Source organism: Amycolatopsis endophytica, from assembly GCF_013410405.1.
Classification (GTDB): domain Bacteria; phylum Actinomycetota; class Actinomycetes; order Mycobacteriales; family Pseudonocardiaceae; genus Amycolatopsis_E; species Amycolatopsis_E endophytica.
Genome location: NZ_JACCFK010000001.1, coordinates 275217 through 301743 on the forward strand (window position 1 = coordinate 275217; position 26527 = coordinate 301743).

At 70.1% G+C, this 26527-nt stretch carries 23 protein-coding genes; 5 read left to right on the forward strand and 18 right to left on the reverse strand.

Features of this window, described 5'->3' with window-relative positions:
* Positions 1 to 24: 24 nt before the first annotated feature.
* The 6 genes from HNR02_RS01340 to kdpF are packed head-to-tail and all read right to left on the reverse strand — an operon-like array spanning position 25 to position 7733.
* Positions 25 to 717 (reverse strand): response regulator, encoded by a 693-nt coding sequence (locus HNR02_RS01340; protein WP_179771409.1) that lies wholly within the window; start codon positions 715 to 717, stop codon positions 25 to 27.
* Complete coding sequence (locus HNR02_RS01345; protein WP_179771410.1) at positions 714 to 3314, reverse strand: sensor histidine kinase; 2601 nt, start codon at positions 3312 to 3314, stop codon at positions 714 to 716. Before HNR02_RS01345 ends, HNR02_RS01340 begins: the two co-directional genes overlap by 4 nt.
* 4 nt (positions 3315 to 3318) lie before the next feature.
* Positions 3319 to 3906, reverse strand: a complete 588-nt coding sequence (locus HNR02_RS01350; RefSeq protein WP_179771411.1) for a potassium-transporting ATPase subunit C — start codon at positions 3904 to 3906, stop codon at positions 3319 to 3321.
* 5 nt (positions 3907 to 3911) lie between these two features.
* Positions 3912 to 5966, reverse strand: a complete 2055-nt coding sequence (kdpB, locus tag HNR02_RS01355) for a potassium-transporting ATPase subunit KdpB (protein WP_179771412.1) — start codon at positions 5964 to 5966, stop codon at positions 3912 to 3914.
* Positions 5963 to 7624, reverse strand: a complete 1662-nt coding sequence (kdpA, locus tag HNR02_RS01360; protein ID WP_179771413.1) for a potassium-transporting ATPase subunit KdpA — start codon at positions 7622 to 7624, stop codon at positions 5963 to 5965. Before kdpA ends, kdpB begins: the two co-directional genes overlap by 4 nt.
* Before the next feature lie 7 nt (positions 7625 to 7631).
* On the reverse strand, positions 7632 to 7733 hold the full coding sequence (gene kdpF, locus HNR02_RS01365) for a K(+)-transporting ATPase subunit F (protein ID WP_179771414.1): 102 nt from the start codon (positions 7731 to 7733) through the stop codon (positions 7632 to 7634).
* A gap of 346 nt (positions 7734 to 8079) precedes the next feature.
* Between kdpF and asnB the strand changes: the two genes are divergently transcribed.
* Positions 8080 to 9918, forward strand: coding sequence for an asparagine synthase (glutamine-hydrolyzing) (gene asnB, locus HNR02_RS01370; RefSeq protein WP_179771415.1), 1839 nt, complete (start codon positions 8080 to 8082; stop codon positions 9916 to 9918).
* A 237-nt stretch (positions 9919 to 10155) separates the two neighbouring features.
* Positions 10156 to 10677 carry a YflT domain-containing protein gene (locus tag HNR02_RS01375; RefSeq protein ID WP_179771416.1) on the forward strand — a complete coding sequence of 174 codons (522 nt, stop codon included), beginning with the start codon at positions 10156 to 10158 and terminating at the stop codon, positions 10675 to 10677.
* 56 nt (positions 10678 to 10733) lie between these two features.
* On the opposite strand, the gene HNR02_RS01380 is transcribed toward HNR02_RS01375, so the two are convergent.
* From HNR02_RS01380 to rsmD, 10 genes are all read right to left on the reverse strand, one after another.
* Complete coding sequence (locus HNR02_RS01380) at positions 10734 to 11318, reverse strand: hypothetical protein (protein ID WP_179771417.1); 585 nt, start codon at positions 11316 to 11318, stop codon at positions 10734 to 10736.
* 9 nt (positions 11319 to 11327) lie between these two features.
* Complete coding sequence (idi, locus tag HNR02_RS01385) at positions 11328 to 11873, reverse strand: isopentenyl-diphosphate Delta-isomerase (RefSeq protein WP_179771418.1); 546 nt, start codon at positions 11871 to 11873, stop codon at positions 11328 to 11330.
* Positions 11874 to 11888: 15 nt separating this feature from the next.
* Positions 11889 to 12752, reverse strand: a complete 864-nt coding sequence (gene mutM / locus HNR02_RS01390; RefSeq protein WP_179771419.1) for a bifunctional DNA-formamidopyrimidine glycosylase/DNA-(apurinic or apyrimidinic site) lyase — start codon at positions 12750 to 12752, stop codon at positions 11889 to 11891.
* A gap of 250 nt (positions 12753 to 13002) precedes the next feature.
* Positions 13003 to 13743, reverse strand: a complete 741-nt coding sequence (rnc, locus tag HNR02_RS01395) for a ribonuclease III (RefSeq protein WP_179771420.1) — start codon at positions 13741 to 13743, stop codon at positions 13003 to 13005.
* A 14-nt stretch (positions 13744 to 13757) separates the two neighbouring features.
* Positions 13758 to 13940, reverse strand: coding sequence for a 50S ribosomal protein L32 (gene rpmF, locus HNR02_RS01400; RefSeq protein ID WP_167098616.1), 183 nt, complete (start codon positions 13938 to 13940; stop codon positions 13758 to 13760).
* 76 nt (positions 13941 to 14016) lie between these two features.
* Positions 14017 to 14604, reverse strand: coding sequence for a YceD family protein (locus tag HNR02_RS01405; RefSeq protein WP_179771421.1), 588 nt, complete (start codon positions 14602 to 14604; stop codon positions 14017 to 14019).
* A gap of 55 nt (positions 14605 to 14659) precedes the next feature.
* A complete protein-coding gene (locus HNR02_RS01410; protein WP_179771422.1) occupies positions 14660 to 15382 on the reverse strand; it encodes a DivIVA domain-containing protein in 723 nt (240 codons plus the stop codon).
* A gap of 106 nt (positions 15383 to 15488) precedes the next feature.
* Positions 15489 to 15920 carry a guanyl-specific ribonuclease gene (locus tag HNR02_RS01415; protein ID WP_179771423.1) on the reverse strand — a complete coding sequence of 144 codons (432 nt, stop codon included), beginning with the start codon at positions 15918 to 15920 and terminating at the stop codon, positions 15489 to 15491.
* Positions 15921 to 16003: 83 nt separating this feature from the next.
* Positions 16004 to 16486: a pantetheine-phosphate adenylyltransferase gene (coaD, locus tag HNR02_RS01420; RefSeq protein WP_179771424.1), complete on the reverse strand. Its 483-nt coding sequence runs from the start codon at positions 16484 to 16486 to the stop codon at positions 16004 to 16006.
* Between the two features lie 20 nt (positions 16487 to 16506).
* A complete protein-coding gene (gene rsmD / locus HNR02_RS01425; protein ID WP_179771425.1) occupies positions 16507 to 17079 on the reverse strand; it encodes a 16S rRNA (guanine(966)-N(2))-methyltransferase RsmD in 573 nt (190 codons plus the stop codon).
* A 118-nt stretch (positions 17080 to 17197) separates the two neighbouring features.
* On the opposite strand from rsmD, the gene HNR02_RS01430 reads away from it, so the two are divergent.
* The 3 genes from HNR02_RS01430 (at position 17198) to HNR02_RS01440 (ending at position 21462) form a co-directional block, all read left to right on the forward strand.
* Positions 17198 to 19339 carry a HelD family protein gene (locus tag HNR02_RS01430; RefSeq protein WP_179771426.1) on the forward strand — a complete coding sequence of 714 codons (2142 nt, stop codon included), beginning with the start codon at positions 17198 to 17200 and terminating at the stop codon, positions 19337 to 19339.
* Between the two features lie 112 nt (positions 19340 to 19451).
* Positions 19452 to 20387 (forward strand): glutamate ABC transporter substrate-binding protein, encoded by a 936-nt coding sequence (locus HNR02_RS01435; RefSeq protein ID WP_179771427.1) that lies wholly within the window; start codon positions 19452 to 19454, stop codon positions 20385 to 20387.
* 85 nt (positions 20388 to 20472) lie between these two features.
* Entirely contained in the window at positions 20473 to 21462 is a 990-nt protein-coding gene (locus HNR02_RS01440) for an LLM class flavin-dependent oxidoreductase (protein ID WP_179771428.1), read from the forward strand.
* 2 nt (positions 21463 to 21464) lie between these two features.
* Here HNR02_RS01440 and HNR02_RS01445 read toward each other — a convergent pair whose 3' ends face one another.
* Positions 21465 to 22757, reverse strand: a complete 1293-nt coding sequence (locus HNR02_RS01445; protein ID WP_179771429.1) for a class I SAM-dependent methyltransferase — start codon at positions 22755 to 22757, stop codon at positions 21465 to 21467.
* 153 nt (positions 22758 to 22910) lie between these two features.
* The gene (locus HNR02_RS01450) at positions 22911 to 26285 is read right to left on the reverse strand and encodes a pyruvate carboxylase (protein ID WP_179771430.1); all 3375 of its coding nucleotides are present in this window, start codon (positions 26283 to 26285) and stop codon (positions 22911 to 22913) included.
* Positions 26286 to 26527: the final 242 nt, after the last annotated feature.

The following is a 26527-nucleotide window of genomic DNA, read 5'->3' on the forward strand; positions in this document are numbered from 1 at the left end:
GAAGAGCAAACACGCCAGCGTGGGTCACGCTTCGAAGCGGTAGCCCATTCCTGGTTCCGTGATCAGGTGGCGGGGGCGGGACGGTGAGCGTTCCAGTTTGCGCCGCAGTTGCGCCAGGTACACCCGCAGGTAGTGGGACTCGTTCTCGTACTGGGGGCCCCACACCTCGCGCAGCAGCTGTTTCTGCGCCACCAGCCGGCCGCGGTTGCGCACCAGCAGTTCCAGCACACCCCATTCGGTCTTGGTCAGGTGCACTTCGACGCCGTCGCGGTGCACCTTCTTCGCCAGCAGGTCCAGCGTGAACGACTCGGTCTCGATCACCGCCTCGCCTTCGCCGGAAGGCGGGACCGCCGAGCGCCGCAGCGCCGCGCGCAGCCGGGCCAGCAGTTCGTCCATCCCGAACGGCTTCGTGACGTAATCGTCGGCGCCCAGGTCCAGGGCCTTGACCTTGTCGGGTGACTCGCCGCGCGCGGACAGCACGATGATCGGCACCGTGGTCCACCCGCGCAGCCCGGCGATCACGTCCGTGCCGTCGATGTCGGGCAGGCCCAGGTCCAGCACCACGACGTCCGGCTTCGTCTCGGCCACGGCACGCAGCGCCGCGGCACCGTCGTGCGCGGTCACGACCTTGTAGCCGCGCGCGGACAGGTTGATCCGCAGCGCGCGCACGATCTGCGGCTCGTCGTCCACCACCAGCACGGTGCCCTGCTCGCTCACGGCGCGACCTCCTTCAGCGTCACCGGCACGACGTCCGGAGCCTGGCACCCCTTCAAAGCCACGACCACCGTCAGCCCACCACCCGGTGTGTCCTCGGCGCGGATCGTGCCGCCCATCGCCTCGGTGAATCCTTTCGCGACGGACAACCCCAGACCGACACCGGGCGTCGCGTCCCGGTCGCCCGCCCGTCGCCCACCACCACCCTCAACGGAGGCCCAAGGGGCCGCTGTGTCGACCAGGCGTTGGAACGGCGCGAAAGCCGCCTCCGCCGCTCCCTTCCGCAACCCCTGCCCGTGGTCGACGATCCGCAGCTCGACCCACTCCGCATACGCGCTGCCCCGCACCGCGACCGGTGCGGCCCCGTGCCGCAACGCGTTGTCCAGCACGTTCGCGATCACCCGCTCCAGCAACCCTGGATCGGCCATCACCGCGGGCAGCTGCTCGTCCACCTCGACCGCCACCGACGCCGAACCGTCCACATTCGACAACGCGTGTGCCACCACCTCGTCGTAGCCGACCGCACGCAGGTGCGTGCGCACCGCGCCCGTCGCGAGCCGCGACGAGTCGAGCAGGTTGTTCACCAGCCGCGCCAGCCGGTCGGTGGACTCCTCGGCCGCCTCCAGCAGCTCCTCGGTGTCTTCCGGCGACAGCTCGATGTCGTGTGCCCGCAGGCTGCCGATCGACGCCTTGATCGAGGTCAGCGGCGTACGCAGATCGTGGCCCAGCGCGGACAGCAACGCGGTGCGCAGCTCGGTCGCCTCCGCCTTGCGCTCGGCTTCGGCCTGCGCCGCGGCCATCCGCTGCTGCCGCAACGCGAGCAGCGCCTGCCCGGCCGCCGCCTCCAGCGCCCGCCGGTCCGCCGCGGGCAGCGCACGACCACGCAAGGTGAGGTGCACATCGGCGGTCACCGGGATGTCCACGTCGGCCTCGTCCGGTTTGCCGCACGGGTTCGCCCCGGCGTGCTCGACCACCCGCCACTTGCCGCTGCTCTTCTCCAGCAGCACCACGCATTCCATGCCGAAGTTCTCGCGCACTTTCTCCAGCAGTCGCGGCAACGGCTCGGTGTTCGTGAGGACCGTCCGGGCGTAGGAGGCCAGCAGGGAAGCCTCGGTCTGGGCGCGCGCCGCCTGCGTGGCCCGGCGCGCGGCCCGGTCCACCACCAGCGCGACCAGGACCCCGACCAGCACCATCGCGATCAACGTGATCACGTTGGTCTGCGCGTGCACGGTCAGCGTGTAGAGCGGTTCGGTGAAGAAGAAGTTCAGCAGACCCGCCGACAGCGCGGCCGCGACCACCGCGGGGCCCAGCCCGCCGACGAGCGCGACCAGCACGGTGGCGAGGAAGTAGTCGACCACGTCGGTGGAGAAGTCCAGCTCGCCCCGCAGCAGCACGCCGGTCAGCGTCGCCAGCGCGGGCGCCACGAACGCCAGCACCCACCCGATCAGCAGCCGTGACGGCGCCAGCGGACTGCGCCGCCCCAGCCACGATCGCAGCCGCCCGCCCGCCTCGTCGTGGGTCACCATGTGCACGTCGATCTGTCCGGACCGCTGCACCACGGTCGCGCCGATGCCCTCGTCGAACAGCCGCGCGATCCGCGACCGACGGGACGTGCCGAGCACGAGCTGGGTCGCGTTGACGCCGCGGGCGAAGTCCAGCAGCGCGGTCGGGACGTCGTCGCCGACGACCGTGTGGAACGTGCCACCGAGCTGGTCGGCGAGCTTGCGGTACCGGCCGACCTCGACGTGGCCGAGCGGCGACAGCCCGTCGCCGCGCAGGACGTGCAGCACCAGTAGCTCCGCCCCGGCCCGCGCGGCGATGCGGCTCGCGCGCCGCACGAGCGTCTCGCTTTCCGGACCGCCGGTGATCGACACGACCACCCGCTCCCGCGCCTCCCAGGTGTCGGTGATCCGCTGCTCCGCGCGGTAACGCTGCAGCGCGACATCGACCTGGTCGGCCAGCCACAGCAGCGCCAGCTCGCGCAGCGCGGTGAGGTTGCCGGTGCGGAAGTAGTTGCCGAGCGCGGCGTCGATCCGCTCGGCCGGGTAGACGTTGCCGTGTGCGAGCCGCCGCCGCAGCGCCTGCGGGGTGATGTCGACCAGCTCCACCTGCTCCGCGCGGCGCACGACGTCGTCGGGCACGGTCTCCTGCTGCGCCACCCCGGTGATGCGCTCGACCACGTCCCCCAGGCTCTCCAGATGCTGCACGTTCACCGTGGAGAGCACGTCGATACCGGCGTCGAGCAGCTCCTCGATGTCCTGCCAGCGCTTCTCGTTGCGGGAACCGGGGACGTTGGTGTGCGCCAGCTCGTCCACAATGGCCACTTCGGGCGCACGGGCGAGCACCGCGTCCACGTCCAGCTCCTCGAACTCCCGCCCCCGGTACGTCATCGTCCGCCGAGGCACGGTGTCCAGGCCGTCGAGCAGCTCCGCGGTCTTCGCCCGGCCGTGGGTCTCGACGAGCCCGGCGACCACGTCCGTGCCGCGGCCGAGGCGGCGGCGCGCCTCGCCCAGCATGGCGTAGGTCTTGCCCACGCCGGGCGCCGCGCCGAGGTAGATGCGCAGCTCTCCCCGGCGCGGCGGTTCCTTCTCGACGTCCACGTGTTCAGTGTGCTCCTGCCTGCTGGACCGCGAGGTTGAGCCGCAGCACGTTCACCCCCGGGATGCCGATGCCGTGCCCGGTGGTGTTCGCCCCGACCAGCTGCCGGACCCGTTCTTCGGCCAGACCGGTGTTGCGTGCCACCCGCGCCACCTGCAGATCGGCGTAGGCGACGCTGATCGTCGGGTCCAGGCTCGACGCCGAGGCGGTCACCGCGTCGGCGGGTACCGCGTCCGGCGCAACGCCCTCGCGCTGCGCGATGGCGGCCTTGCGCTCACCGATCTCGGCGAGAAGGTCCTCGCTGAACCCGCCCTGGTTCGATCCGCCCGACACCGACGGGTCATCCGTCGCGGAGGGCCGGGTGTGGAAGTACGGATCGTGCGCGGGATCGGCCGCGACCGGGTCGATACCGATCAGCGACGAGCCCACGACCTGGCCGTTCACCGTCACCAGTGACCCTTCGGCGTTGTCGTGCAGTCCCGGGATCCGCGAAACCGCCCACACGCCGAGCGGGTAGACCACTCCCAGCAGCACGGTGAACACCAGCAGCACCCGCAGTCCGGCGCCGGTCTGCTTGAGCAATGTCTTGATCATGAGCACTACCCGATTCCTGGGATGAAGCGGACCACGAGGTCCACGAGCCAGATGCCGAGGAACGGCGTCGCGATGCCGCCGACCCCGTAGATCAGCAGGTTGCGCCGCAGCAGCGCCGACGCGCTGGCGGGTTTGTACCGCACGCCGCGCAGCGCGAGCGGGATCAGCACCACGATGACCAGCGCGTTGAAGATGACCGCGGACAGGATCGCCGACCGCGGCGTGGCCAGGTGCAGGACGTTCAGCGCGGCCAGCTGCGGGAAGATCGCCACGAACATGGCGGGCAGGATCGCGAAGTACTTCGCCAGGTCGTTGGCGATGCTGAACGTGGTCAGCGCGCCGCGGGTGATCAGCAGCTGCTTGCCGATCTCGACGATCTCGATCAGCTTCGTCGGGTCCGAGTCGAGGTCGACCATGTTGCCGGCCTCCTTGGCGGCCGACGTTCCGGTGTTCATCGCGACCCCGACGTCGGAGGCGGCCAGTGCCGGGGCGTCGTTGGTGCCGTCCCCGGTCATCGCGACCAGGTGGCCGCCCTCCTGCTCGCGGTGGATGAGCGCCATTTTGTCCTCGGGCTTGGCTTCGGCGAGGTAGTCGTCGACACCCGCGTCCTCGGCGATGGCCCGCGCGGTGCGGGGGTTGTCGCCGGTGATCATCACCGTCTTGATGCCCATCCGGCGCAGCTCGGCGAAGCGTTCCCGCATGCCCGGTTTGACGACGTCGGACAGCCGGATCACGCCACGGACGAACGCGCGTCCACCGGTCAGCTCGGCGACCACCAGCGGAGTGCCTCCGTGTTCGCTGATCTCGTCGACGATCCGCTCGGTCTCGTCCGGGAAGTCGCCGCCGTGCTCACGCACCCAGTCGCGGACCGCGCCCGCCGCGCCCTTGCGCACCTGCCGCGCGCCGAGGTCGAGGCCGCTCATCCGGGTCTGCGCGGTGAACGGCACGAACTCGCCACCGTCGGGCACCGGGGTGCCTTCGGTCAGTTCGAGGACACTGCGGCCCTCCGGCGTGCCGTCGGCGAGGCTGGACAACCGGGCGGCTTCGGCCAGCTGTTCCGGTGTCGTCGAGCCGACCGGGACCAGCTCGGTCGCCCGCCGGTTGCCGAAGGTGATGGTGCCGGTCTTGTCCAGCAGCAGCGTCGACACGTCCCCGGCGGCCTCGACCGCGCGGCCGGAGGTGGCGAGCACGTTGCGCTGCACCAGCCGGTCCATCCCGGCGATGCCGATCGCGCTCAGCAACGCCCCGATCGTCGTCGGGATCAGGCACACCAGCAGCGCGGTCAGCACGATCACCGACTGCTCGCTGCCGGAGTAGGCGGCCATCGGCTGCAGCGCCACGACGGCCAGCAGGAAGATGATCGTCAACGTGGACAGCAGGATCGTCAGGGCGATCTCGTTCGGCGTCTTCTGCCGCGAGGCGCCTTCGACCAGCGCGATCATCCGGTCCACGAAGGACTCGCCCGGTTTCGTGGTGATCCGCACGACGATCCGGTCGGACAGCACGGTGGTGCCGCCGGTGACCGCGCAGCGGTCGCCGCCGGACTCGCGGATCACCGGCGCGGACTCGCCGGTGATGGCCGATTCGTCGACCGTCGCGATGCCCTCGACCACGTCGCCGTCACCCGGGATGATCTCGCCCGCCTCGACCACCACGAGGTCGCCGACCCGCAGTTCGACGCCCGGCACGCGCTCCTCGGCACCGTCGGCGATCCGGCGCGCGACGGTCTCCTTCTTGGTGCGCCGCAACGACTCCGCCTGCGCCTTGCCCCGGCCCTCGGCGACCGCCTCGGCGAGGTTGGCGAACACGACGGTGAACCACAGCCACACCGCGATGAGGATCGTGAAGACGCTCGGCTCGACGACCGCGAACGCGGTGGTCAGCGCCGAGCCTGCCCACACCACGAACATCACCGGATTGCGGACCTGGTGACGCGGGTCGAGCTTGCGCAGCGCGTCCGGCAGTGAGGTCAGCAGCTGACGGGCGTTGAACACGCCCGCCCCGACCCGCTGGCCGGGTGCCTCCTCGGCCGCGACGGGCTTGTCCTGGGTGACGGTCATGCCATGGCCTCCGCGATGGGACCGAGCGCGAGCGCCGGGACGAACGTCAGCGCCGCGACGAGAACGATGGTTCCGGCGAGCATCGAGCCGAAGAGCGGCCCGGTCGTCGGGAGGGTGCCCGCGGTCTCCGGCACCTTCTTCTGCGCGGCCAGTGAACCGGCCAGGCACAGGACCGCGATGATCGGCACGAACCGGCCGATCAGCATCGCCACCGACAGCGACGAGGAGAACCACCCGTCGGTCACGGTGATTCCGGCGAACGCGCTGCCGTTGTTGTTGCCGGTCGAGGTGTAGGCGTAGAGCACTTCGGACAGTCCGTGCGGACCGCTGTTGCCCAGCGCGTCGGGCGTGCCCGGCATCAGCAGCGCCGCGCCGGCGCCGAGCAGGACGACCGTCGGCATCGCCAGCATCGCGATCGCGGCGGCGGTGACCTCACGGCGGCCCAGCTTCTTGCCCAGGTACTCCGGCGTGCGCCCGACCATGAGTCCGGCCAGGAACATCGCGATGATGGCCATCACCAGGATGCCGTAGAGGCCGGTGCCCACCCCGCCGGGCGAGACCTCGCCGAACAGCATGTGCAGCAACGGCATCCCGCCGCCGAGGCCGCTGTAGCTGTCGTGCATCGAGTTGACCGCACCCGTCGACGTACCGGTGGTGCTGGTGGCGAACAACGACGAAGCACCGATGCCGAACCGCTGCTCCTTGCCCTCCAGGTTCGCCCCGGCCAGCAGCGCCGCGGGACCGTTCGGGTGCGATTCGGCCCACCAGGTGACGGTGAGCACGAACGTCCACAGCAGACCCATCACCGACAACAGGACGAATCCCTGCCTGCGGTTGCCGACGAGCTTGCCGAACGTCCGGGTCAGCGACACCGGGATCACCAGGATGAGGAAGATCTCGATCAGATCGGTCCACGGGTTCGGGTTCTCGAACGGGTGCGCGGAGTTGGCGTTGAAGATGCCGCCGCCGTTCGTGCCCAGCTCTTTGATGACCTCCTGGCTCGCCGTCGGCGCCAGGGAAAGCGTGCTCTGGTTGCCGTCGAGGCCGGTCACGGTGACGCCCGAGCGCAGGCTCTGCGTCACGCCGAGCGCGATCAGCACGATCGCGAACACGAAGGCCATCGGCAGCAGGATCCGCACGGTGCCGCGGGTCAGGTCGACCCAGAAGTTGCCGAGCCGGTCGGTCTTCGATCGCGTGAACCCGCGGATCAACGCGATCGCCACCGACAGCCCGACGGCGGCGGACAGGAAGTTCTGCACCGTCAGTCCCGCCATCTGGACCAGGTGGCCCATGGTGGTTTCCGGCACGTAGGACTGCCAGTTCGTGTTGGTGACGAAGCTGACCGCGGTGTTGAACGCGATGCCCGGGTCGACGGCGCCACGACCGAGGCCCAGCGGCAGCACCGGCTGCAGGCGCTGCAACAGGTACAGGAAAACGACGGACACCAGCGAGAACCCGAGCACGCTCAGCGCGTAGGTGGGCCAGCGCTGCTCGGAGGACGGGTCCACCCGGAAGGCGCGGTACAGGCCGCGCTCGACCTTGAGGTGCTTCCCACTGGTGAACACATGCGCCATGTAGTCGCCCAGTGGCTTGTGCACGAGCGCCAGCGCGGCGACGAGGATACCGACCGTGATCAGGCCGGACGTGAGGTCGGACATGTGTCGCTCAGAACCTCTCCGGCTTGATGAGGGCGAAGAACAGGTAGACGATCAGGCCCAGCGCGAGAACCGCGCCGACGATGTCGGCCACCAGACCGGTGCCGTTCACAGCCGCTCCAGTCCGCGCAACGTCAGCGCCAGCACGGCGAACACCGCGATCAGCAGCACGGCGTACAGCAGATCCGCCACTTCACACCTTCCAGCACCGGGTCACCCGATCGGTGACCGCTCCGGTGACAGCGTGCGCTCGGATGTCCCCTCCGAAGGGCCGCCTGACGGCCCCTTGACGCCGCTTCGAGGACCGTTTACGCGTTCTTGACGGGCGTGTGCGGCCGGCCACAGTGCGTGAAGACATCCGGTCAGAGCGGTCAGATCGGGCAGACAGTTACCGGCGAGTTGTGTTACCACGGTGTTACACATAGTTGTACTTGCTAAGCATTGGGAGGGTAGTACGCATGTGCGGTATCACCGGCTGGGTCTCCTACGAGACCGACCTCACCCAGCGCCGCGAGGTGCTCGACGCGATGACGGGCACCATGGCCTGCCGCGGCCCGGACGACGAAGGCACGTGGGTCGCCCCGCACGTGGCCCTGGGTCACCGGCGGCTCGCCATCATCGACCTTCCCGGCGGACGCCAGCCGATGTCGGTGTCCACGCCGTCCGGCGACGTCGCGATGGTCTACAGCGGTGAGGCGTACAACTTCTCCGAACTGCGCGAGGAACTGGAAGGCAAGGGCCACGCGTTCCGCACCGACAGCGACACCGAAGTCGTGCTGCACGGCTACCTCGAATGGGGCGAAGCCGTCGCCGACCACCTCAACGGCATGTACGCCTTCGCGATCTGGGACGCCCGTGACGACAAGCTCGTCATGATCCGCGACCGGATGGGCATCAAGCCGTTCTACTACTACCCCACGCGCGACGGGGTGCTGTTCGGTTCCGAGCCCAAGGCGATCCTCGCCAACCCCGCGGCCAAGCGCATCGTCGACGCCGACGGCCTGCGCGAACTGTTCTCCTTCACCAAGAAGCCCGGCTGGTCGCTGTGGCACGGAATGTCCGAAGTGGAGCCCGGCACGATCGTCCGGGTCGACCGCGACGGTGTGCACACCCGCACCTACTGGACCCTCGAAGCCCGCGAGCACACCGACGACCAGGAAACGACGGTCGCGCGCGTGCGGGAGCTGATGACCGACATCGTGCACCGCCAGCTGGTGGCCGACGTGCCGCGCTGTGTGCTGCTTTCGGGGGGTCTGGACTCCAGTGCCATCACCGGTCTGGCGGCCGCGCGGCTGCGCGAGGAGGGCGAGCAGCTGCGCACCTTCTCGGTCGACTTCGCCGGGCAGGAGGAGAACTTCAAGCCCGACGAAATGCGCGACACGCCGGACTCGCCGTTCATCCGGGACGTGGCGAAGCTGGTCGACTCGGCGCACCAGGACGTCGTGCTGGACCCGCAGGCTCTGAGCGACCCGGCGGTGCGCCGCGCGGTGCTGGAGGCGCGGGACATCCCGGCGGGCATGGGCGATATGGACACCTCGCTCTACCTCCTGTTCAAGGCCATCCGGGCGGAATCGACGGTGGCGCTGTCCGGCGAGTCGGCCGACGAGGTGTTCGGCGGGTACCGCTGGTTCCACGACGACACCGCCCGCAACGCCGACACGTTCCCGTGGCTGGCCTTCCGCACCGGCGTCCAGGACGGCGGCAACCTGCTGCGCGGCGACGTCTCACGGAGGCTCGACCTGAACGGCTACATCGCGGACGAGTACCGCACGGCGCTGGGCAGGGTGCAGCACATCGACGGGGTTTCCGCGGAGGAGCGCCGGATGCGTGAGGTGTGCCACCTGCACCTGACGCGGATGGTGCGGGCGCTGCTGGACCGCAAGGACCGCGCGTCGATGGCCGTCGGCCTCGAAGTGCGGGTGCCGTTCTGCGACCACCGGCTCGTCGAGTACGTGTACAACACGCCGTGGTCGCTGAAGACGTTCGACAGCAGGGAGAAGAGCCTGCTGCGGCACGCGACCAAGCACGTGCTGCCGCAGTCCGTTGTGGACAGGGTGAAGAGCCCGTACCCGTCCACGCAGGACCCCGGCTACGCGGCGGCGTTGCAGCAGCAGGCGAAGGACGTGCTCGCGACGACGGACAGCCCGGTGTTCGAGCTGGCCGACCGCGGCTGGGTCACCGACGCCGTGAGCCAGGACCCGGCCACGATGACGTCCGTGACGCGCCGCGGCCTGGACCGGCTGCTCGACCTGCACCACTGGTTCGACATCTACCGGCCGGAGCTGCGAGTCGACTAGCGGTTCGAGCTGCAAGCAACCTGCACCGCCGCGGGTTCTCAGGCGTCCTCTCGCGAGGACAACGCCGACGTGGTGAACCGGCGTTCATGAGGAGGCGATCCCACAGCGAGAGGGCGTCTGAGGTTCCGCTACCTGCACCGCCACGCAAGCCGGAGTCTGATAATTCGCTGTGAGGTTCAGACATAGGGCACAAGTGGGTATGCGGGAGCGTTGAACAGGTCAGGAGAGGTGAGACAGATGACCCAAGCATTCACGCAGACCGCGTTCACCAACGCCCGTACCGCGCCGCAGCTGCCGACCCTGCCCACCGGCTGGCCGATCGGGTCCTACGAGTCCTACGAGCAGGCCCAGCACGCGGTCGACCACCTCGCCGACAACGACTTCCCCGTGGCGGACGTCACGATCGTCGGTGTCGAGCCGATGCTGGTCGAGCGCGTCGCGGGCAAGCTCAGCTGGGGCAAGGTGCTCTCCAGCGCCGCGATGTCGGGTGCCTGGTTCGGTATCTTCGTCGGCCTGCTGCTGACGATGTTCACGCCGGGCGCCGGCCTGCTGCCGATCCTGTTCGGGCTGGTCGCGGGTGTCGCGTTCAGCATGGTGTTCGCCGCGATCAGCTACGGAGCCACCCGCGGCCGCCGCGACTTCGTGTCGCAGACGCAGCTGGTCGCGCGCCGCTACGACGTGCTGAGCCAGCCCCGCAACGCCGAGAAGGGCCGCGAGCTGCTGACGAACCTGGCCGCACGGACGCACGTGTTCAACTGATCCCACCCCAGACGAAAGCCCCGGGCCACACCCCCTTGGCCCGGGGCTTTCCCATATCAGCCGCGAGCTCGACCGAGCGCGCCCGCACAGAGCCGCTCGCGCGCCCAGTTGTCGACGTCCCGGCCCGAGGGGGAACTCGCACTGGCCGGAACTGGACAGGCGAACAGGCCCTGCAGACACCAGTCGCCGTCCTTGACCATCTGGCCCACGATGAAGCTCGGCGTCGAATCGGCCACGAACAGGGCGACGGCGTAGTCATCGGAGCCGTGCTGCACCTCGTACACGCTGATGGGGCCGATGTCGAACGCCGAGACGTATCCCTGATCGGGCAGGTTGACCTTCTCCCCCGCCGGCGGAAACCCGCACTGAAGCGCTTCGTAGGCTGCCCGGTCGCCGCCGGTCAGAGCCGAGGCGACGTCGTCCGCGAAATCGCCCGGACCGTCGTCGAGCAGGTAAACGAGCAGCACCGCGATCACCGCGACCAGGACGACACCCGCTCCGCCCAGCCACCACTTGGTGCGGGCCGGTCGGGCCTTGATCTCGTTCTCGCTCATGTTCACCGCACCCCGGATCGTCCGGGTCGAGGCGAGCACGTGCGCACCCAGCGGCAGGTGGATCAGGCAGGAAGCGGCCACCGGCACGGCACGGGATTACCGCTGTGTCGCGGCGATGGGGAGAGTCACGGCGAGCTGCGGGACCTGCAGCCGCGACCACGGGCTGAACACGAACGGCGTACGGCGCATGCTCTCCACGAGGTCGTCCCAGCGTGCCCACTGCCACTCGCACACCTCGTCGGGCTCGGGGCGCGGGTCGGCGTCCGCCTCGGCGGTCCAGACCGGGCAGAACTCGTTCTCCACGATCCCGCCGGCGTCGGTGGCCGTGTAGCGGAAGTCGGGCAGCACCTTCCGCAGGCCGGTCACGGTCATGCCGAGTTCCTGTTCCGCGCGCCGCCCGATGGCGTCCGCCATGTCCTCGCCCGGGCCGGGGTGGCCGCAGAACGAGTTGGTCCATACGCCGGGCCACGTTTTCTTGCTCACCGCGCGGCGCGTCAACAGCACGCGGCCGCGCGAATCGAAGACGTAGCAGGAGAACGCCAGGTGCAGTGGGGTGTGCGCGTCGTGCACCGTGCGCTTCGGGGCCGTTCCGACCGGGTCGAGGCGCTCGTCGAGCAGCACCACGAGTTCTTCCTGGGGCACCTGTCCCGCCTTCCGTCAGTTCGTGCGGCGCGGCCGGGGCTGGCAGCGCGGGCAGAAGTAGGACGACCGGTTCATGAACGGCTCCCGCCGGATGGCGGTGCCACAGCGCCTGCAGGGGCGGTCGCCCTGGCCGTAGACGTTGAGGGAGCGCTCGAAGTAGCCGGACTGGCCGTTGATGTTGACGTACAGGGCGTCGAACGACGTGCCACCTGCCTGCAGCGCCTCGTTCATCACTTCGGTGGCCGCTTCGAGCACCGCGGCGCCCTGGGCGCGCGTGAGTTTCCCGGTGGGCCGGGCCCCGTGCAGGCGGGCGCGCCACAGTGCCTCGTCGGCGTAGATGTTGCCGACGCCGGAGACGAGGGTCTGGTCGAGCAGCGCGCGCTTGATCTCGGTGCGGCGGGAGCGCAGTGCCGTGACGGCCTGGGCGGGGTCGAACGCCGGATCCATCGGATCGCGGGCGATGTGCGCGATGGACGACGGCAACAGGGCGCCGTCGGAGTCGACCAGATCGGCCAGCGCGAGCCCGCCGAACGTGCGCTGGTCGACGAACCGCAGCTCCGGCCCGCCGTCGTCGAAGCGGACACGCACGCGGAGGTGTTTCTCGTCCGGGGTGCCCTCCGGCTGGACGAGCATCTGGCCGCTCATGCCCAGGTGCGCGAGGATGGCCTCCTTGCCGGAGAGCTCCAGCCACAGGTACTTGCCGCGACGGCGCGCGGCTTCGATGCGGGCGCCGGCCAGCCGCCCGGTGAAATCGTCCGGACCCAGCTCGTGACGCCGGATCGCGCGCGGGTGCAGCACCTCGACACGCGCGATCCCCCGCCCCGCGACGTGCGCCTGCAGCCCGCGGCGGACCACTTCGACTTCGGGAAGCTCCGGCACCACACCACCCTATCCACCGGGACCGACAGTTCTTGAGGTCCGTCCGGGTCACCTTCCGAACCCGGAGAGTGACGCCCCCGCCCGCCACTCGACGCGGACTGCCAACACAACGCCCGCAACAGCAAACACGGCGCCCGGAAGGGCAAACACGCCGCGGCGGGCGGCATGTTTGCCGCTCCCGGCGGCGGGGGAAAAGGCGAAGCCGGGCCGCCGCGCACGACGTGCGGGGGGCCCGGCTTTCGGCGAAAAACTACTCCGAGCCCTCGGGCTTGAGCTCCTCGGAGAGCGAGCGCCACGCGGTCTCGGCCGCCTTCTGCTCGGCTTCCTTCTTGGTCGTCCCGGTGCCGTTGCCCAGGTCGCGCCCGGCCACGAGGACCGTCGCGCTGAACTCCTTGCGGTGGTCGGGCCCGGTGTCCTCCACCTTGTACTCCGGAACACCCAGCCCGGCCGACGCGGTCAGCTCCTGCAGGCTCGTCTTCCAGTCCAGCCCGGCCCCGCGCAGCGGCGCCTCGGCCAGCAGCGCGTCGAACAGGCGGTGCACGAGCGCACGGGCCGCGTCGATGCCGTGCGCCAGGTAGGCCGCTCCGATGACGGCTTCCAGGCCGTCGGCGAGGATGCTCGCCTTGTCGCGTCCTCCGGTGAGCTCCTCGCCCTTGCCCAGCAGCAGGTGCGCGCCCAGCCCGCCCTCGCCGAGCCCGCGCGCCACGCCCGCGAGTGCATGCATGTTGACCACACTGGCCCGCAGCTTCGCGAGCTGCCCCTCCGGCAGGTCGGGATGCGCGTTGTACAGGTGGTCGGTGACGACGAGACCGAGCACGGCGTCGCCGAGGAACTCCAACCGCTCGTTAGGCGGCAGCCCACCGTTCTCGTACGCGTACGAGCGGTGGGTGAGCGCCAGCGTGAGCAGCTCGGCGTCGAAGTCGACGCCGAGCGCTTCCAGCAACGGTTTCGGGTCGGCGGCCGGCCCTCCCGATCTCGACCTGCCCCCCATCCTGGTCAATGACCTCAGGCGGGCTCGACGACCTGACGACCGTCGTACTGGCCGCAGGTCGGGCAGGCCACGTGCTGCGGCTTCGGCTGACGGCAGGCGCGGTTCGAGCAGGGCACCAGCTGCACGGGCGTCGCCTTCCACTGCGCACGACGGTGGCGCGTGTTGGAGCGCGACATCTTCCGCTTCGGGACGGCCACGACTGAATCTCCTCTATCCACGGGTCGCTCACGCGGACGCGAGCGTGCTTACTTGCTGCTTACGGGCTGGTGCCCGTCAGGCTTGCCGGCCAGGCCCACCCGCGGACGAGTCGCCGAAACGCTCGACCAGCGCGGCCCACCGAGGGTCTATCGTCTCATGCCCGTGCCCGGGCTCGAGATCGGCCCACTTCCCACCGCATTCGGGGCACAGGCCCGGGCAGTCCTCGCGGCACAGCGGGACCTGCGGCAGTGCCAGCACGACGGCGTCGCGGACCAGCGGTTCGAGATCGATCCGGTCGTCGACCAGGCGCATGACCTCGTCTTCTTCGGTGGTCTCGTCGGTGGTCGAGTCCGGGTAGGCGAACAGCTCGGTCAGGTCGACCTCGACTTCGTCGGAGATCGGGTCGAGGCAGCGCGAGCAGGTGCCGGTGGTCCGCACCGCGGCGGTCCCGGTGACCAGAACGCCCTCGACGACCGACTCGAGCAGGAGGTCCAGCTCGACCTCGGCGCCCCGGGGCACGACGATCACGTCGGGCACGCCCAGCTCGACGCTGGTGGGCACGGTGCGCTGGATGGTGCGACTCAGGCCGGCGCGGCGGCCCAGCTCACGGGTGTCGACGACCCACGGGTTGCGGGCGTCGGGAGTGTCATTCTGCTGAGACATCGGTCCGTTGTGTCGAGGGCGGAAAGCAACCTCACCACTCTACGCCCCCACCTGATCAGGGCTGGAAGTCGTACAGCGGCGTCTGGCGCTGGGAGCCGAGGCCGGGTGCGCGCAGGTGGTTGCGGCCGGAGTCGACCGTGCGCAGGGTGGTGGACAGCAGTTCGGAGAACTCGGCGAGCTTGCCGTCGACGTAGGCGTCGCAGTCGGTGCGCTGACGGTCGGCCTCGGCGTGGGCCTCGTCGACGATGCGGGCGGATTCGGCGTGCGCGGCCTGCACCACCTCGGTCTGCGACACCAGCCGCGACTGCTCGTGGCGGCCGTCCTCGACGGCGCGCTCGTAGGCGTCGCGCCCGGCCTGCATCATGCGCTCGGCCTCGGCGCGGGCCCGCTCGGTGAGGTTGTGGTACTCGGCCTGTCCCGCGGCGATCATCCGCTCGGCCTCGGCACGCGCGTCGGCCATGATCTGCTCGGCGTGCGCCTGCGCGTCGACGACCATGCGCTCGGCCTCGGTGGCCGCCTCGGAGGTGACGCGCTCGGCCTCGGCACTCGCGTTGCCGACCGTGGTCTCGGCCTGGGAGCGGGCCTTCTCGATGAGGTCGTCGCGCTTGTCGAGGACGTCCTGGGCGTCGTCGACCTCGCGGGGCAGCGCGTCGCGCACGTCGTCGAGCAGTTCGAGCATGTCCCCGCGCGGCACGACGCAACTGGAGGTCATCGGCACCCCGCGTGCCTCTTCCACGATCGTGACGAGTTCGTCCAGCGCCTCGAACACCCGGTACACAGCGACTCCCTAGGGCCTTTCCCCAATCCGGCTTGGGCACAAGTCTGCCCGCTGCCGGCGGGAAAGGCCGGGACCGCTGAGTCACCGGGCGTGTCAGGAACCCCGCTCAGGAATTCACGTCGACCAGGTCGAAGCTCTCGTAGTGGTCGCTGGTGTAGAAGTACTCGCCGTCGGAGCCGGTGACGATGCGGCGCGCGCCGCGGTCGTCGCTGCCGGGGGTCTCCACGGTGTACTCGTGGTAGTAGCCGCTGGAGCAGTCCGGCAGCAGCCCTTCCCGGTTGCCGAACACCGTCCCGTCCTGCTCGTGCGGGTACGGGCCACCCTGCTGGATCAGCTCGTAGGTGTCGGTGGCCTCGGCGGGCAGGGAGGACAGCGCGACCTCGGTGAAACCGGAGGTGTCACCGCACTCGGCCTGCGCGACGGCAACCGAGGGGGTGGTCGTGGCCTGTGCGGGCGCGACCAGGCCGAGCCCCGCGAACAACGTGAGAACGAACGCGAGCAGCCCACCGGCCGCCCGGAACTTCGTGATGTTGGTCATTTTCGGACCGTAACCCGAGTGTGTGACCACGAGGAGGCCGCGAGGTGAACCGGCCCGAAGTCCCGACGAAAGTCGTCGCCCGATCAGGCGCGTTCGGCGAGCTTCGCCGTCAGCCGTTCGAACACGATGCCCGGCACCAGGTTCTTCACGTCACCGCCGTAGGTGGCGACCTCCTTGACCAGCGAGCTGGACACGAAACCATAGGCCGGGTTGTTCGACATCAGCAGCGTCTCGACGCCGGAGAGCTCACGGTTCATCTGCGCCATCTGCAGTTCGTAGTCGAAGTCGCTGACCGAGCGCAGGCCCTTGGTGATGGCCGCGACGTCGTTGCGCCTGCAGTACTCGACGAGCAGGCCGTGCCACGAGTCGACGCGCACGTTGGGCAGGTGCCCGGTGATCTCCCGCAGCATCTCCATCCGCTCGTCGATGGAGAACATGCCCTGCTTGGACTTGTTGATCATGACCGCGACCACGACCTCGTCGAACAGCTTGGCCGACCGTTCGATGATGTCGAGGTGGCCATTGGTCACCGGATCGTAGGAACCTGGACACACCGCACGCCGCATGGCGCGGACGCTACCAAGCTCTACCCCCCGTGGCGCGGCGAAGTGACGTACTCCGCCCAGTACAACGCCGTGTCGCCGTAGCGCGAGGCGCGCAGCGGTTCGAAACCCGGCGGCCAGTCCGGTTCGCCGTCCCGAAGGGCGCGCTCGACGATCACCAGCCCGTCCTCGGCCAGCCAGCCGCCCGCGGCCAGCGCGATGAGCACGCCGCGAATCTTCCCGGCCCCCACCGCGTACGGCGGATCGGCCAGCACCAGGTGGAACGGCTCGTCCGCGGGCTGGGCAAGGACCGTCTCGACGGGACCGGAGCGCACCGCACCACCAAGACCCAGCGCGCTCACGTTCGCCCTGAGCACCTGCGCGGCCCGGCGGTCGGACTCGACGAACACCGCATCGGCCGCTCCCCGCGACAACGCTTCGAGTCCCAGCGCGCCGGATCCGGCGTAGAGGTCCAGGACACGCGCCTCGCGCAGTTCACCCGCGGCTTCCAGCGCGTTGAACAACGCCTCCCGCACGCGTTCGGACGTCGGCCGCGTGCCCTGCGAAGGCACCTTCAGCCGCCTGCCGCTCGCCGCCCCGGCCACGATCCTGGTCACCCGTCCATCATCGCGCTGTGTTCTGCGCGGGGTTTTGGCCAGGACCCGGTGAACGGCGCGCGCGGCACGCGTAGAGTCAATCTTCCTGTTGCCGGCGAGTGAGCTGTAGGAGCGCTGCGTGTCGGAACCTCGGGTCAGACGGGCCGAGATCGCCATCGAACAACATCACGTGGACCGCGTCTACACCCGGTTGGCCGAACTCCGGGCGCAGGCCGAGGCCATGCGCGCCAAGGGTTACGAGATCGGTCACGGCGCCCAGCGCGAGGCTGTTTTCGAGCAGGCTTCGATGCTGTTCGAGCGCGACATGATGGTGCACCACGCGACCCAGACCCTGCAGACGCTCGACGCCGAGTACGAGGGCCTGGTCTTCGGACGGCTGGACCACACCAGCCGGGAGAAGATCTACGTCGGCCGCCTCGGCATCCGCGACGCCGAGTTCGACAACCTCGTCACCGACTGGCGCGCCCCCGCGGCCGCCGCGTTCTACCAGGCCACGGCCGAGGACCCGATGGACGTGGTCCGCCGCCGCGTCATCCGCTGCTCCGGGCAGACCGTGCTCGACGTGGACGACGACGTGCTGATCCCGGACGCCGTCGACGACGACATGCAGGTGGTCGGCGAGGGCGCGCTGATGGCCGCGCTCGGCCGCTCGCGCGGCGAGAAGATGCGCGACATCGTCGCCACCATCCAGAAGGAACAGGACGAGGTCATCCGCGCGCCGTGGCGTGGTGTCACGGAGATCACCGGTGGCCCCGGGACGGGCAAGACCGCCGTCGCGCTGCACCGCGCGGCCTACCTGCTGTACCGGCACCGCCGCCAGCTCGGCGGGGCCGGCGTGCTGGTGGTCGGCCCGTCGGGCGTCTTCACGAACTACATCTCCCGCGTGCTCCCCTCGATGGGTGAGACGAACGTCGAGCTGCGCGCGCTGGGTTCGGTCCTCGACGGGCTCGACACCGAACGGCAGGACCCGGCGCCGCTGGCCGCGGTCAAGGGCTCGCTGCGGATGCGCAAGGTGCTGCTCAAGGCGCTGCGCGACACTCCGCCGGACGTGCCCGACGAGATGCGGATCCTCTACAAGGGCGACCTGCTCAAGCTGACCCGCAAGGAGCTGGAGAAGGTGCGCCGCCGGGTGCACGGCCACGGCGGTCCGGCGAACCGGTCGCGGGTCCGCGCGGCGGAAGCTCTGCTGGAGGCGCTGGCCGACCGCGCCGAGGAGAACGCGCGCACCGACGGCCGCACGGTCGAACGCGCCGACGTGATTCACGACCTGGGTGAGCGCATCGACTTCCACCGCTTCCTGGTGGTGTGGTGGCCGGTGCTGTACCCGGGCGAAATCCTGCGGTGGCTGGCCGATCCGAAGCGGCTCACCAAGGCGGCGCGGGGCGTGCTGACGCCCGCCGAGGTCGACCTGTTGTCGGCGTCGTTCGCGGAGTCCGCGGACGACGAGCGCGAGTGGACGGTCGCCGACGTCGCGCTGCTGGACGAGCTGCGTGTGCTGGTCGGCCCGCCACCCAAGCGGCGCCGCCGCACGCAGCAGATCGAGCTGGACGCCGCGCCGCCGGAGCGCGGGTCGTCGGGCAAGCCGCACCGTCCGGAGCACTACGACGAGTACTCGCACATCGTCGTCGACGAGTCGCAGGACCTCTCCCCCATGCAGTGGCGGATGGTCGGGCGGCGCGGCAAGTACGCCAGCTGGACGGTCGTCGGTGACCCGGTGCAGAGCTCGTGGCCCGATCCGGAGGAGGCGGCGCAGGCGCGCACGCAGGTCTTCGGCGCCCGCACCCCGGTGCGGAAGTACACGCTGCGCACCAACTACCGGAACTCGGCGGAGATCTTCGCGCTGGCCGCGCGGGTGGTCGCCGGGCACGCGGCCGAGGACGAGCTGCCGCGCGCGGTCCGGACCACCGGTCTCGAACCGGAGGTGCGGACGGCCGAGCGCGGCAGCGTGGAGAACGCGGTGCAGGCGGCGGCGAAGGAACTGCTGGACGCGGTCGAGGGCACCGTCGGTGTGATCTGCGCCATGGATCGGGTCGGCGAGGTCCGCACCTGGGTCCAGGGGCAGGCCGACGAGCGGCTCAAGGTCGTCGGCAGCCTCGACGCCAAGGGCCTGGAGTACGACGCCGTCGTACTGGTCGAACCGACCGAGCTGATCACCGAGTCGACCACCGGCCGCCGCGTGCTCTACGTGGCGCTGACCCGCGCGACGCAGCAGCTGACGGTCGTGGCCTCCGACGACGAGTGGCTGCCGTCCGCGAAATAAATCACCACAATCGTGGCGCTTTCGTTAGTGCCGGCCATTTCCCGGGCAATTACCATGCACGGCGAGACCGATCGTCTCTTCGTGTGTCACGGGACTGTGGATGGAGCACCTCATGGCAGGTTGGGTGCGTGCTGCGCGCCGTACGATGGCCTCGATCGGCCTCGTCGCGGCGCTGCTCACGACCGCCGCGTGTACGGGCGGCGGCGGCGAAGCCGGGCTGGGCGACGATGGAACCGCTGGTCAGGGCGTTATTGGTGAGGCACCGGTGGCGGGTGAGGCGGATCTGGCCGCCAGCCCGACCGCGCAGGCCATCCGGGCGCGGGGCACCCTGATCGTCGGTGGTGACGAGAACCTGCCACTGCTGTCGCAGCGGAATCCGATCACGGGAAGTACTGACGGATTCGACGCCACACTCGGAAAAATGCTGGCGAAATACATCATCGGCAGGCCGAACGTCAACATCGTGACCACCACACCGGAAACGCGGGAAGCGATGTTGAAAACGGGCACGGTGGACACCGTGATCCGCATCTACACGATCACCGCGGAGCGGGCGCAACGGGTCGCGTTCGCGGGCCCGTACCTCCTGTCGGGCCAGGCCATCGCGACCCTCAAGGGCACCACCGGTATCGACGACCCCGGTGACCTCAACGGCAAGAACGTGCTCGCCGTAGCGGGCACGACGAGCGTGACGGCGCTGCAGCAGCGCGCGCCGGGCGCGAAGATCACCACCTACGGCACGGCGGAGGAGTGCGTCCAGGCACTGGAGCAGGGCAAGGGCGACGCGTACGTGCACGACCTGACGGTGCTCGCCGGCGAGGCCCAGCTGGACGAGAAGCTGCAGATCAGCGGGCAGCCGTTCACCAGCGAGCCCTACGGCATCGGCTTGAAGCTCGACGACGGCTCGTTCAAGCAGTTCATCAACGACTGGCTGCGCAAGATCCAGGCGGACGGGCTGTGGCAGCGCGCGTGGCAGCAGACGCTGGGAACGGTCGTCACCGGCGAGGCGCCGCCACCCCCGCAGATCGGCTCGGTCCCCGGCTCCTAGCGCTCACCGCGAGTTCCACCTTTCCGCGCGCGAGTTCCACGTTCGTGTGGGAAGGGTTCCGGTGCGGGTGGCGTTGGACGTTGCCGTGAGTTCCCTGTCCCAGGTCGCGTTGTCCGTGCTGGACCTCTCGCCCATCCCGAGTGGCGCGGACGCCCGCACCGCGCTCCGCGGCTCGATCGAGCTGGCCCGGCGGACCGAACGGCTGGGCTACCGCCGGTTCTGGGTGGCCGAGCACCACAACATGCCGGGCGTGGCGAGCTCGGCCACGACGGTCCTGATGAGCCACGTCGCGGCGGCCACCGAGACCATCCGGGTCGGGTCCGGTGGCATCATGCTGCCCAACCACGCGCCACTCGTGGTGGCCGAGCAGTTCGGCATGCTGGAGGCGTTCCACCCGGGCCGCATCGATCTGGGCATCGGCCGCGCGCCGGGCACCGACCAGCGGACGGCGGCCGCGCTGCGGGGTCCGGCACAAGCCCTGGGCGCCGACGACTTTCCGCGACAGCTGACCGAGCTGATGAGCTACTTCGACGGCACGGGGCCGGTGCGGGCGGTGCCCGCCTACCGGCCGCCGGTGTGGCTGCTCGGGTCCAGCGGGTTCAGCGCGCGGCTGGCCGGTTCGCTCGGGCTGCCGTTCGCCTTCGCCCACCATTTCAGCGCGCGCAACACCGTGCCAGCGGTGCGGCTCTACCGCGAGTCGTTCCGGCCGTCGGAGGCGCTGTCCGAGCCGTACGTGATGCTCGGCGCCGCGGTGGTCTGCGCCGAGACCGACGAGCGGGCGCGGTGGCTGGCGGGCCCGAGCGGCCTGCAGTTCCTCAGCCTGCGCCGCGGCGACCCGGCCCCGCTGCCCTCTCCCGAGGAGGCCGCGGAGTACCCGTACTCCGACCTCGACCGGCTCCTCGTCGACGAGCGGCTGGGCACCACGGTGCACGGTTCACCGTCGACCGTGCGCAAGGGCCTGGAAACCCTGGTCGACGACACCGGCGCCGACGAGCTGATGATCACGACCATGGTGCACGGCGAGGCCGACCGACTCCGCTCCTACGAGCTGCTGGCCGACCTCGCCCACCGCTGAGGTCAGGAGAGCCAGGCCGAGCGCACCGGCGGGAGGCCGCTGCCGCCGCGGGCCGTCGGCTTCACGGCCAGGATCTGGTTGACCCCGATCGCCCCGGATTCGAAGCTCAGCGCGGACGCGGCCATGTACAACCGCCATACGCGGGCCCGTCCCGGGCTGCTCAGCCGGATCGCCTCGTCCCAGTTCGCTTCGAGGTTCGCCACCCACGCGCGCAGCGTGCGCCCGTAGTGCTCGCGCAACGCCTCGACGTCGCGCACCTCGAAACCGACCTCCTCGATCGCGGCGGCCATCGCGCTCACGGGTTCCAGCTCCCCGTCCGGGAAGACGTACCTGTCGATGAACGACGTCTTCTGGTCGCGCACCGGCGCCGTCGGGTGCCGGGAGATGGCGTGGTTGAGCAGCCGACCCTCCGGTCGCAGGAGGTCGAACAGCGCCTTCGCGTACACCGGCAGCATCGACGCGCCCACGTGCTCGGCCATCCCGATGCTGGAGATCGCGTCGAAGGGTCCGTCCGACACCTCGCGATAGTCCTGCACCCTGATCTCCACCAGGTCGGACAGCCCCTCTTCGGCGACCCGTTTGCGCGCGAAGTCGGCCTGCGCCTGCGACAGCGTGATGCCGACCGCGTGCGCCCCGTACTCCTTGGCGGCGTGGATGACGAACGCGCCCCAGCCGCACCCGACGTCGAGCACGCGCATGCCCTCGCGCAGCCCGAGCTTGCGCGCCACGAGGTCGACCTTCGCGGTCTGCGCCTCCTCCAGCGTCGTCTCCGGCTTGGCCCACACGGCACACGAATAAGTCATCGACGGGCCGAGTACCAGTGCGTAGAAATCGTTGCCGACGTCGTAGTGGTGCGAAATCGCGGCGGCGTCGCGCTTGCGCGAGTGCATGCGCCCGCCGAGCCGGATCTCCTCGGGCGGCGGTTTCGGCGGGAAGCCGACGAGGCCGAGTTTGACCGCACCGGCCGCCAGTTTCCGCCGGGTCACCCAGTCGAGGTTCACGCCGAAGCCGCTGGAGTGCGCGAGCTCGCCGAGACGTTCCAGGCCCTGGACGAACGGGCCGTCGAGGTCGAGTTCCCCGGCGACGTGCGCGCGGGCCACGCCCAGCTCGTTGGGCGCCCACAGCAGCCGACGCAGCGCGCGACGGTTCTCCAGGTGCAGCACGGGCGCGTCCGGCGGGCCGGTTTCGCTGCCGTCCCAGCATCGGATCCGGATCGGGACTTGTTGGCCCAGCGCCGTGCTCAGAAGTTCTCCGACGGCGCCGGCGACTCCGCCTGCGCTACCCACGAACTTCATTCAAGCACGCGATCCGCGAAAACGCTTGTATTAGCGAACTAATTCACCATTGTGTGCGGCACCGGCCGGAAACCGGCCCATTCATCCCGTTTGCCGGAAATAGACGAAGAGGGGGCAGGCGGAGTGCTCCGCCTGCCCCCTCTTCCGGGCGTGTCACTCCAGCACGATCAGCAGATCGCCGCCTTCGACCTGCTGCACCGAGTTGATCGCCAGCCGCGAGACCTTCCCGGGCCCGGACGCGGTGATCGCGGCCTCCATCTTCATCGCCTCGATGGTCGCGACCGTGGCACCCGCGGCCACCTCGTCGCCCTCCGAGACCGCCAGCGTGACCACACCGGCGAACGGCGCGGCGACCTGCTTCGGGTCGGACTTGTCGGCCTTCTCCGCGGCGGGCAGGTCCGAGGCCACCGACCGGTCACGCACCTGGATCGGGCGCAGCTGGCCGTTCAGGGTCGACATGACCGTGCGCAGACCACGCTCGTCCGCCTCGCCGACGGCCTCCAGCTCGAACAGCAGCCGGACACCGGGTTCGAGGTCCACCGCGTACTCCTCGCCGGGGCGCAGACCGTAGAAGAAGTCCTTGCTGGGCAGGACACTCGTGTCTCCGTAGGCACGGCGGTGTTCCTCGAACTCCTTCGTGGGCCCGGGGAACAGCAGCCGGTTCAGGGTCGCGCGCCGGTCGTTCGCCAGGCCCTCACGGTCGTCGGCGGACAGTTCCACGACCGGCTTCGGCTCGGCGCGGCCTTCGAGTGCCTTGCTGCGGAACGGTTCCGGCCAGCCGCCGGGCGGGTCGCCCAGCTCGCCGCGCAGGAAGCCGATCACCGAGTCCGGGATGTCGTAGCGGTTGGGCTCGGCCTCGAACTTCTCCGGCTCGACCCCGGCGCCGACCAGGTGCAGCGCGAGGTCACCGACCACCTTCGACGACGGCGTCACCTTCACCAGGTGGCCCAGGATCTTGTCCGCCGCCGCGTACATCGCCTCGATCTCCTCGAAGCGGTCACCGAGGCCGAGTGCCTTGGCCTGGGTGCGCAGGTTGGACAGCTGACCACCGGGGATCTCGTGGTCGTACACGCGGCCGGTCGGCGACGCCAGGCCCGCCTCGAACGGCGCGTAGATCTTGCGCACGATCTCCCAGTACGGCTCCAGGTCCCCGACCGCGCGCAGGCTCAGGCCCGAAGGCCGCGCCGAGTGATCGGTCGCCGCGACGATCGCCGACAGCGAGGGCTGCGAGGTCGTCCCGGCCATCGAAGCGACCGCGCCGTCCACGGCGTCCGCACCCGCGTTGATCGCCGCGAGGTAGGTGCCCAGCTGGCCACCCGCGGTGTCGTGGGTGTGGATGTGCACCGGCAGGTCGAACTCCTTGCGCAGCGCGGAAACCAGCTTCTCCGCGGCGGGCGCGCGCAGCAGGCCGGCCATGTCCTTGATCGCCAGGACGTGCGCCCCCGCGCCCACGATCTGCTCGGCCAGCTTGAGGTAGTAGTCCAGCGTGTACAGCTTCTCACCCGGGTCGGTGAGGTCCGACGTGTAGCACAATGCCACCTCGGCGACAGCGCTTCCGGTCTCGCGCACGGCCTCGATCGCCGGGCGCATCTGCTCGACGTCGTTGAGGGCGTCGAAGATGCGGAAGATGTCGATGCCGGTCTTGGCGGCCTCCTCGACGAAGGCACTGGTCACCTCGGTCGGGTACGGCGTGTAGCCGACCGTGTTCCGCCCGCGCAGCAGCATCTGCAGGCAGATGTTCGGCACCGCCTCACGCAACTTCGCCAGCCGCTCCCACGGGTCCTCGGCCAGGAACCGCAGCGCCACGTCGTAGGTCGCGCCGCCCCAGCATTCCAGCGACAGCATCTGCGGCAGCGTGTGCGCCACCACCGGCGCGACGGCCAGCAGATCCTTCGTTCGCACGCGGGTGGCCAGCAGCGACTGGTGCGCGTCGCGGAAAGTGGTGTCGGTGACGCCCAGGGTCGGCGACTCACGCAGCCAGCGCGCGAAACCCTCGGGGCCCAGCTCGGTCAGCTTCTGCTTCGACCCCGCCCGCGGCTCACCCGAAGGCAGCGACGGCAGCTTGGTGGCCGGGTCGATCAGCCGAGGGCGCTCGCCGTGCGGCTTGTTGACCGTGACGTCGGCGAGGTAGGTCAGCAGGCGGGTGCCGCGGTCGGCGGAGTGCCGCGCGGTCAGCAGGTGCGGCCGCTCCTCGATGAAGCTCGTGGTGACGCGCCCGGCGGCGAAGTCCGGGTCGTCGAGCACGGCCTGCAGGAACGGGATGTTCGTGGACACGCCACGGATCCGGAACTCGGCCAGTGCCCGGCGGGCGCGGCCGACCGCGGTCTTGAAGTCGCGGCCGCGGCAGGAGAGCTTGACGAGCATCGAGTCGAAGTGCGCGCTGATCTCCGTGCCGGCGAACGCGGTACCGCCGTCGAGCCGGATGCCGGAGCCACCGGGCGAGCGGTAGGCCGAGATCATGCCGGTGTCCGGGCGGAACCCGTTGGCCGGGTCCTCGGTGGTGATGCGGCACTGCATCGCCGCGCCGCGCAGGTAGACGCGGTCCTGCGACAGGCCGAGGTCGTCGAGCGTCGCGCCGGAGGCGATGCGCAGCTGCGACTGCACCAGGTCGACGTCGGTGACCTCCTCGGTCACCGTGTGCTCGACCTGGATGCGCGGGTTCATCTCGATGAAGACGTGGTTGCCGTCCTTGTCGAGCAGGAACTCGACGGTGCCGGCGTTGCGGTAGCCGATCTTGCGGGCGAAGGCGACGGCGTCGTTGCAGATGCGTTCCCGCAGCTCGGGGTCGAGGTTGGGCGCCGGGGCCAGCTCGATGACCTTCTGGTGCCGCCGCTGCACCGAGCAGTCGCGCTCGAAGAGGTGGATCACGTTGCCCGCACCGTCGGCGAGGATCTGGACCTCGATGTGCCGCGGATCGACGACGGCTTTTTCGAGGAAGACGGTCGGGTCACCGAACGCCGACTCGGCCTCACGCATCGCGGCCTCGATCGACTCGCGCAGGTGCGCCGGGTCCTCCACGCGGCGCATACCCCGGCCGCCACCACCGGCGACGGCCTTGACGAACACCGGGAACCCGACCTCGTCGGCCGCGCTGGTGAGGGTGTCGATGTCGGTCGAGGGCTGGGAGGAACCGAGAACCGGCACCCCGGCCGCACGGGCGGCCGCCACGGCGCGTGCCTTGTTCCCGGTCAGCTCCAGGATCTCCGCGCTCGGGCCGACGAACGTGATCCCGGCTTCCTCGCACGCGCGCGCGAGATCCGGGTTCTCGGACAGGAATCCGTAACCGGGGTAGACCGCGTCCGCTCCGGCCTTCCGTGCGGCGCCGACGATCTCCTCCACGTCGAGGTAGGCGCGTACCGGGTGCCCCGGTTCGCCGATCTCGTAGGCTTCGTCGGCTTTCAGCCGGTGCAGCGAGTTGCGGTCCTCGTGGGGGAACACCGCCACCGTGCCCGCGCCCAGCTCGTAGCCCGCGCGGAACGCCCGGATGGCGATCTCCCCGCGGTTGGCGACCAGCACCTTGCGAAACATGCCCGGTCCTTCCCGGTAAACGGATCGGTAGTGCTGTGACGTTACCTTGCCGATCCCGCTCACCGGGAGTTCAGTCCCGGGTGATGGACATCATCCGGGACGTGCGCATGCCGCACGAAAGTACGGGGTATTCCGGCCTCGTTTGACGAAAAAGTCAGCGCCACGCTCGGGCTCCGCCCCGAGCGGGGCGATCTCGTCGGCCGTGACTTCGGCGCCTTCTGCCGCCGCCACGACATCCTCTG

What these genes read in the sequence shown, in the direction of transcription:
- HNR02_RS01450 (WP_179771430.1), bottom strand. Translation starts at nt 26,285, where the DNA reads ATGTTTCGCAAGGTGCTGGTCGCCAACCGCGGGGAGATCGCCATCCGG.
- HNR02_RS01415 (WP_179771423.1), bottom strand. Translation starts at nt 15,920, where the DNA reads ATGACCAACATCACGAAGTTCCGGGCGGCCGGTGGGCTGCTCGCGTTC.
- HNR02_RS01375 (WP_179771416.1), top strand. Translation starts at nt 10,156, where the DNA reads ATGACCCAAGCATTCACGCAGACCGCGTTCACCAACGCCCGTACCGCG.
- coaD (WP_179771424.1), bottom strand. Translation starts at nt 16,486, where the DNA reads ATGCGGCGTGCGGTGTGTCCAGGTTCCTACGATCCGGTGACCAATGGC.
- asnB (WP_179771415.1), top strand. Translation starts at nt 8,080, where the DNA reads ATGTGCGGTATCACCGGCTGGGTCTCCTACGAGACCGACCTCACCCAG.
- HNR02_RS01435 (WP_179771427.1), top strand. Translation starts at nt 19,452, where the DNA reads ATGGCAGGTTGGGTGCGTGCTGCGCGCCGTACGATGGCCTCGATCGGC.
- HNR02_RS01350 (WP_179771411.1), bottom strand. Translation starts at nt 3,906, where the DNA reads ATGATCAAGACATTGCTCAAGCAGACCGGCGCCGGACTGCGGGTGCTG.
- rnc (WP_179771420.1), bottom strand. Translation starts at nt 13,743, where the DNA reads ATGGGGGGCAGGTCGAGATCGGGAGGGCCGGCCGCCGACCCGAAACCG.
- kdpA (WP_179771413.1), bottom strand. Translation starts at nt 7,624, where the DNA reads ATGTCCGACCTCACGTCCGGCCTGATCACGGTCGGTATCCTCGTCGCC.
- HNR02_RS01405 (WP_179771421.1), bottom strand. Translation starts at nt 14,604, where the DNA reads ATGTCTCAGCAGAATGACACTCCCGACGCCCGCAACCCGTGGGTCGTC.
- kdpB (WP_179771412.1), bottom strand. Translation starts at nt 5,966, where the DNA reads ATGACCGTCACCCAGGACAAGCCCGTCGCGGCCGAGGAGGCACCCGGC.
- HNR02_RS01445 (WP_179771429.1), bottom strand. Translation starts at nt 22,757, where the DNA reads ATGAAGTTCGTGGGTAGCGCAGGCGGAGTCGCCGGCGCCGTCGGAGAA.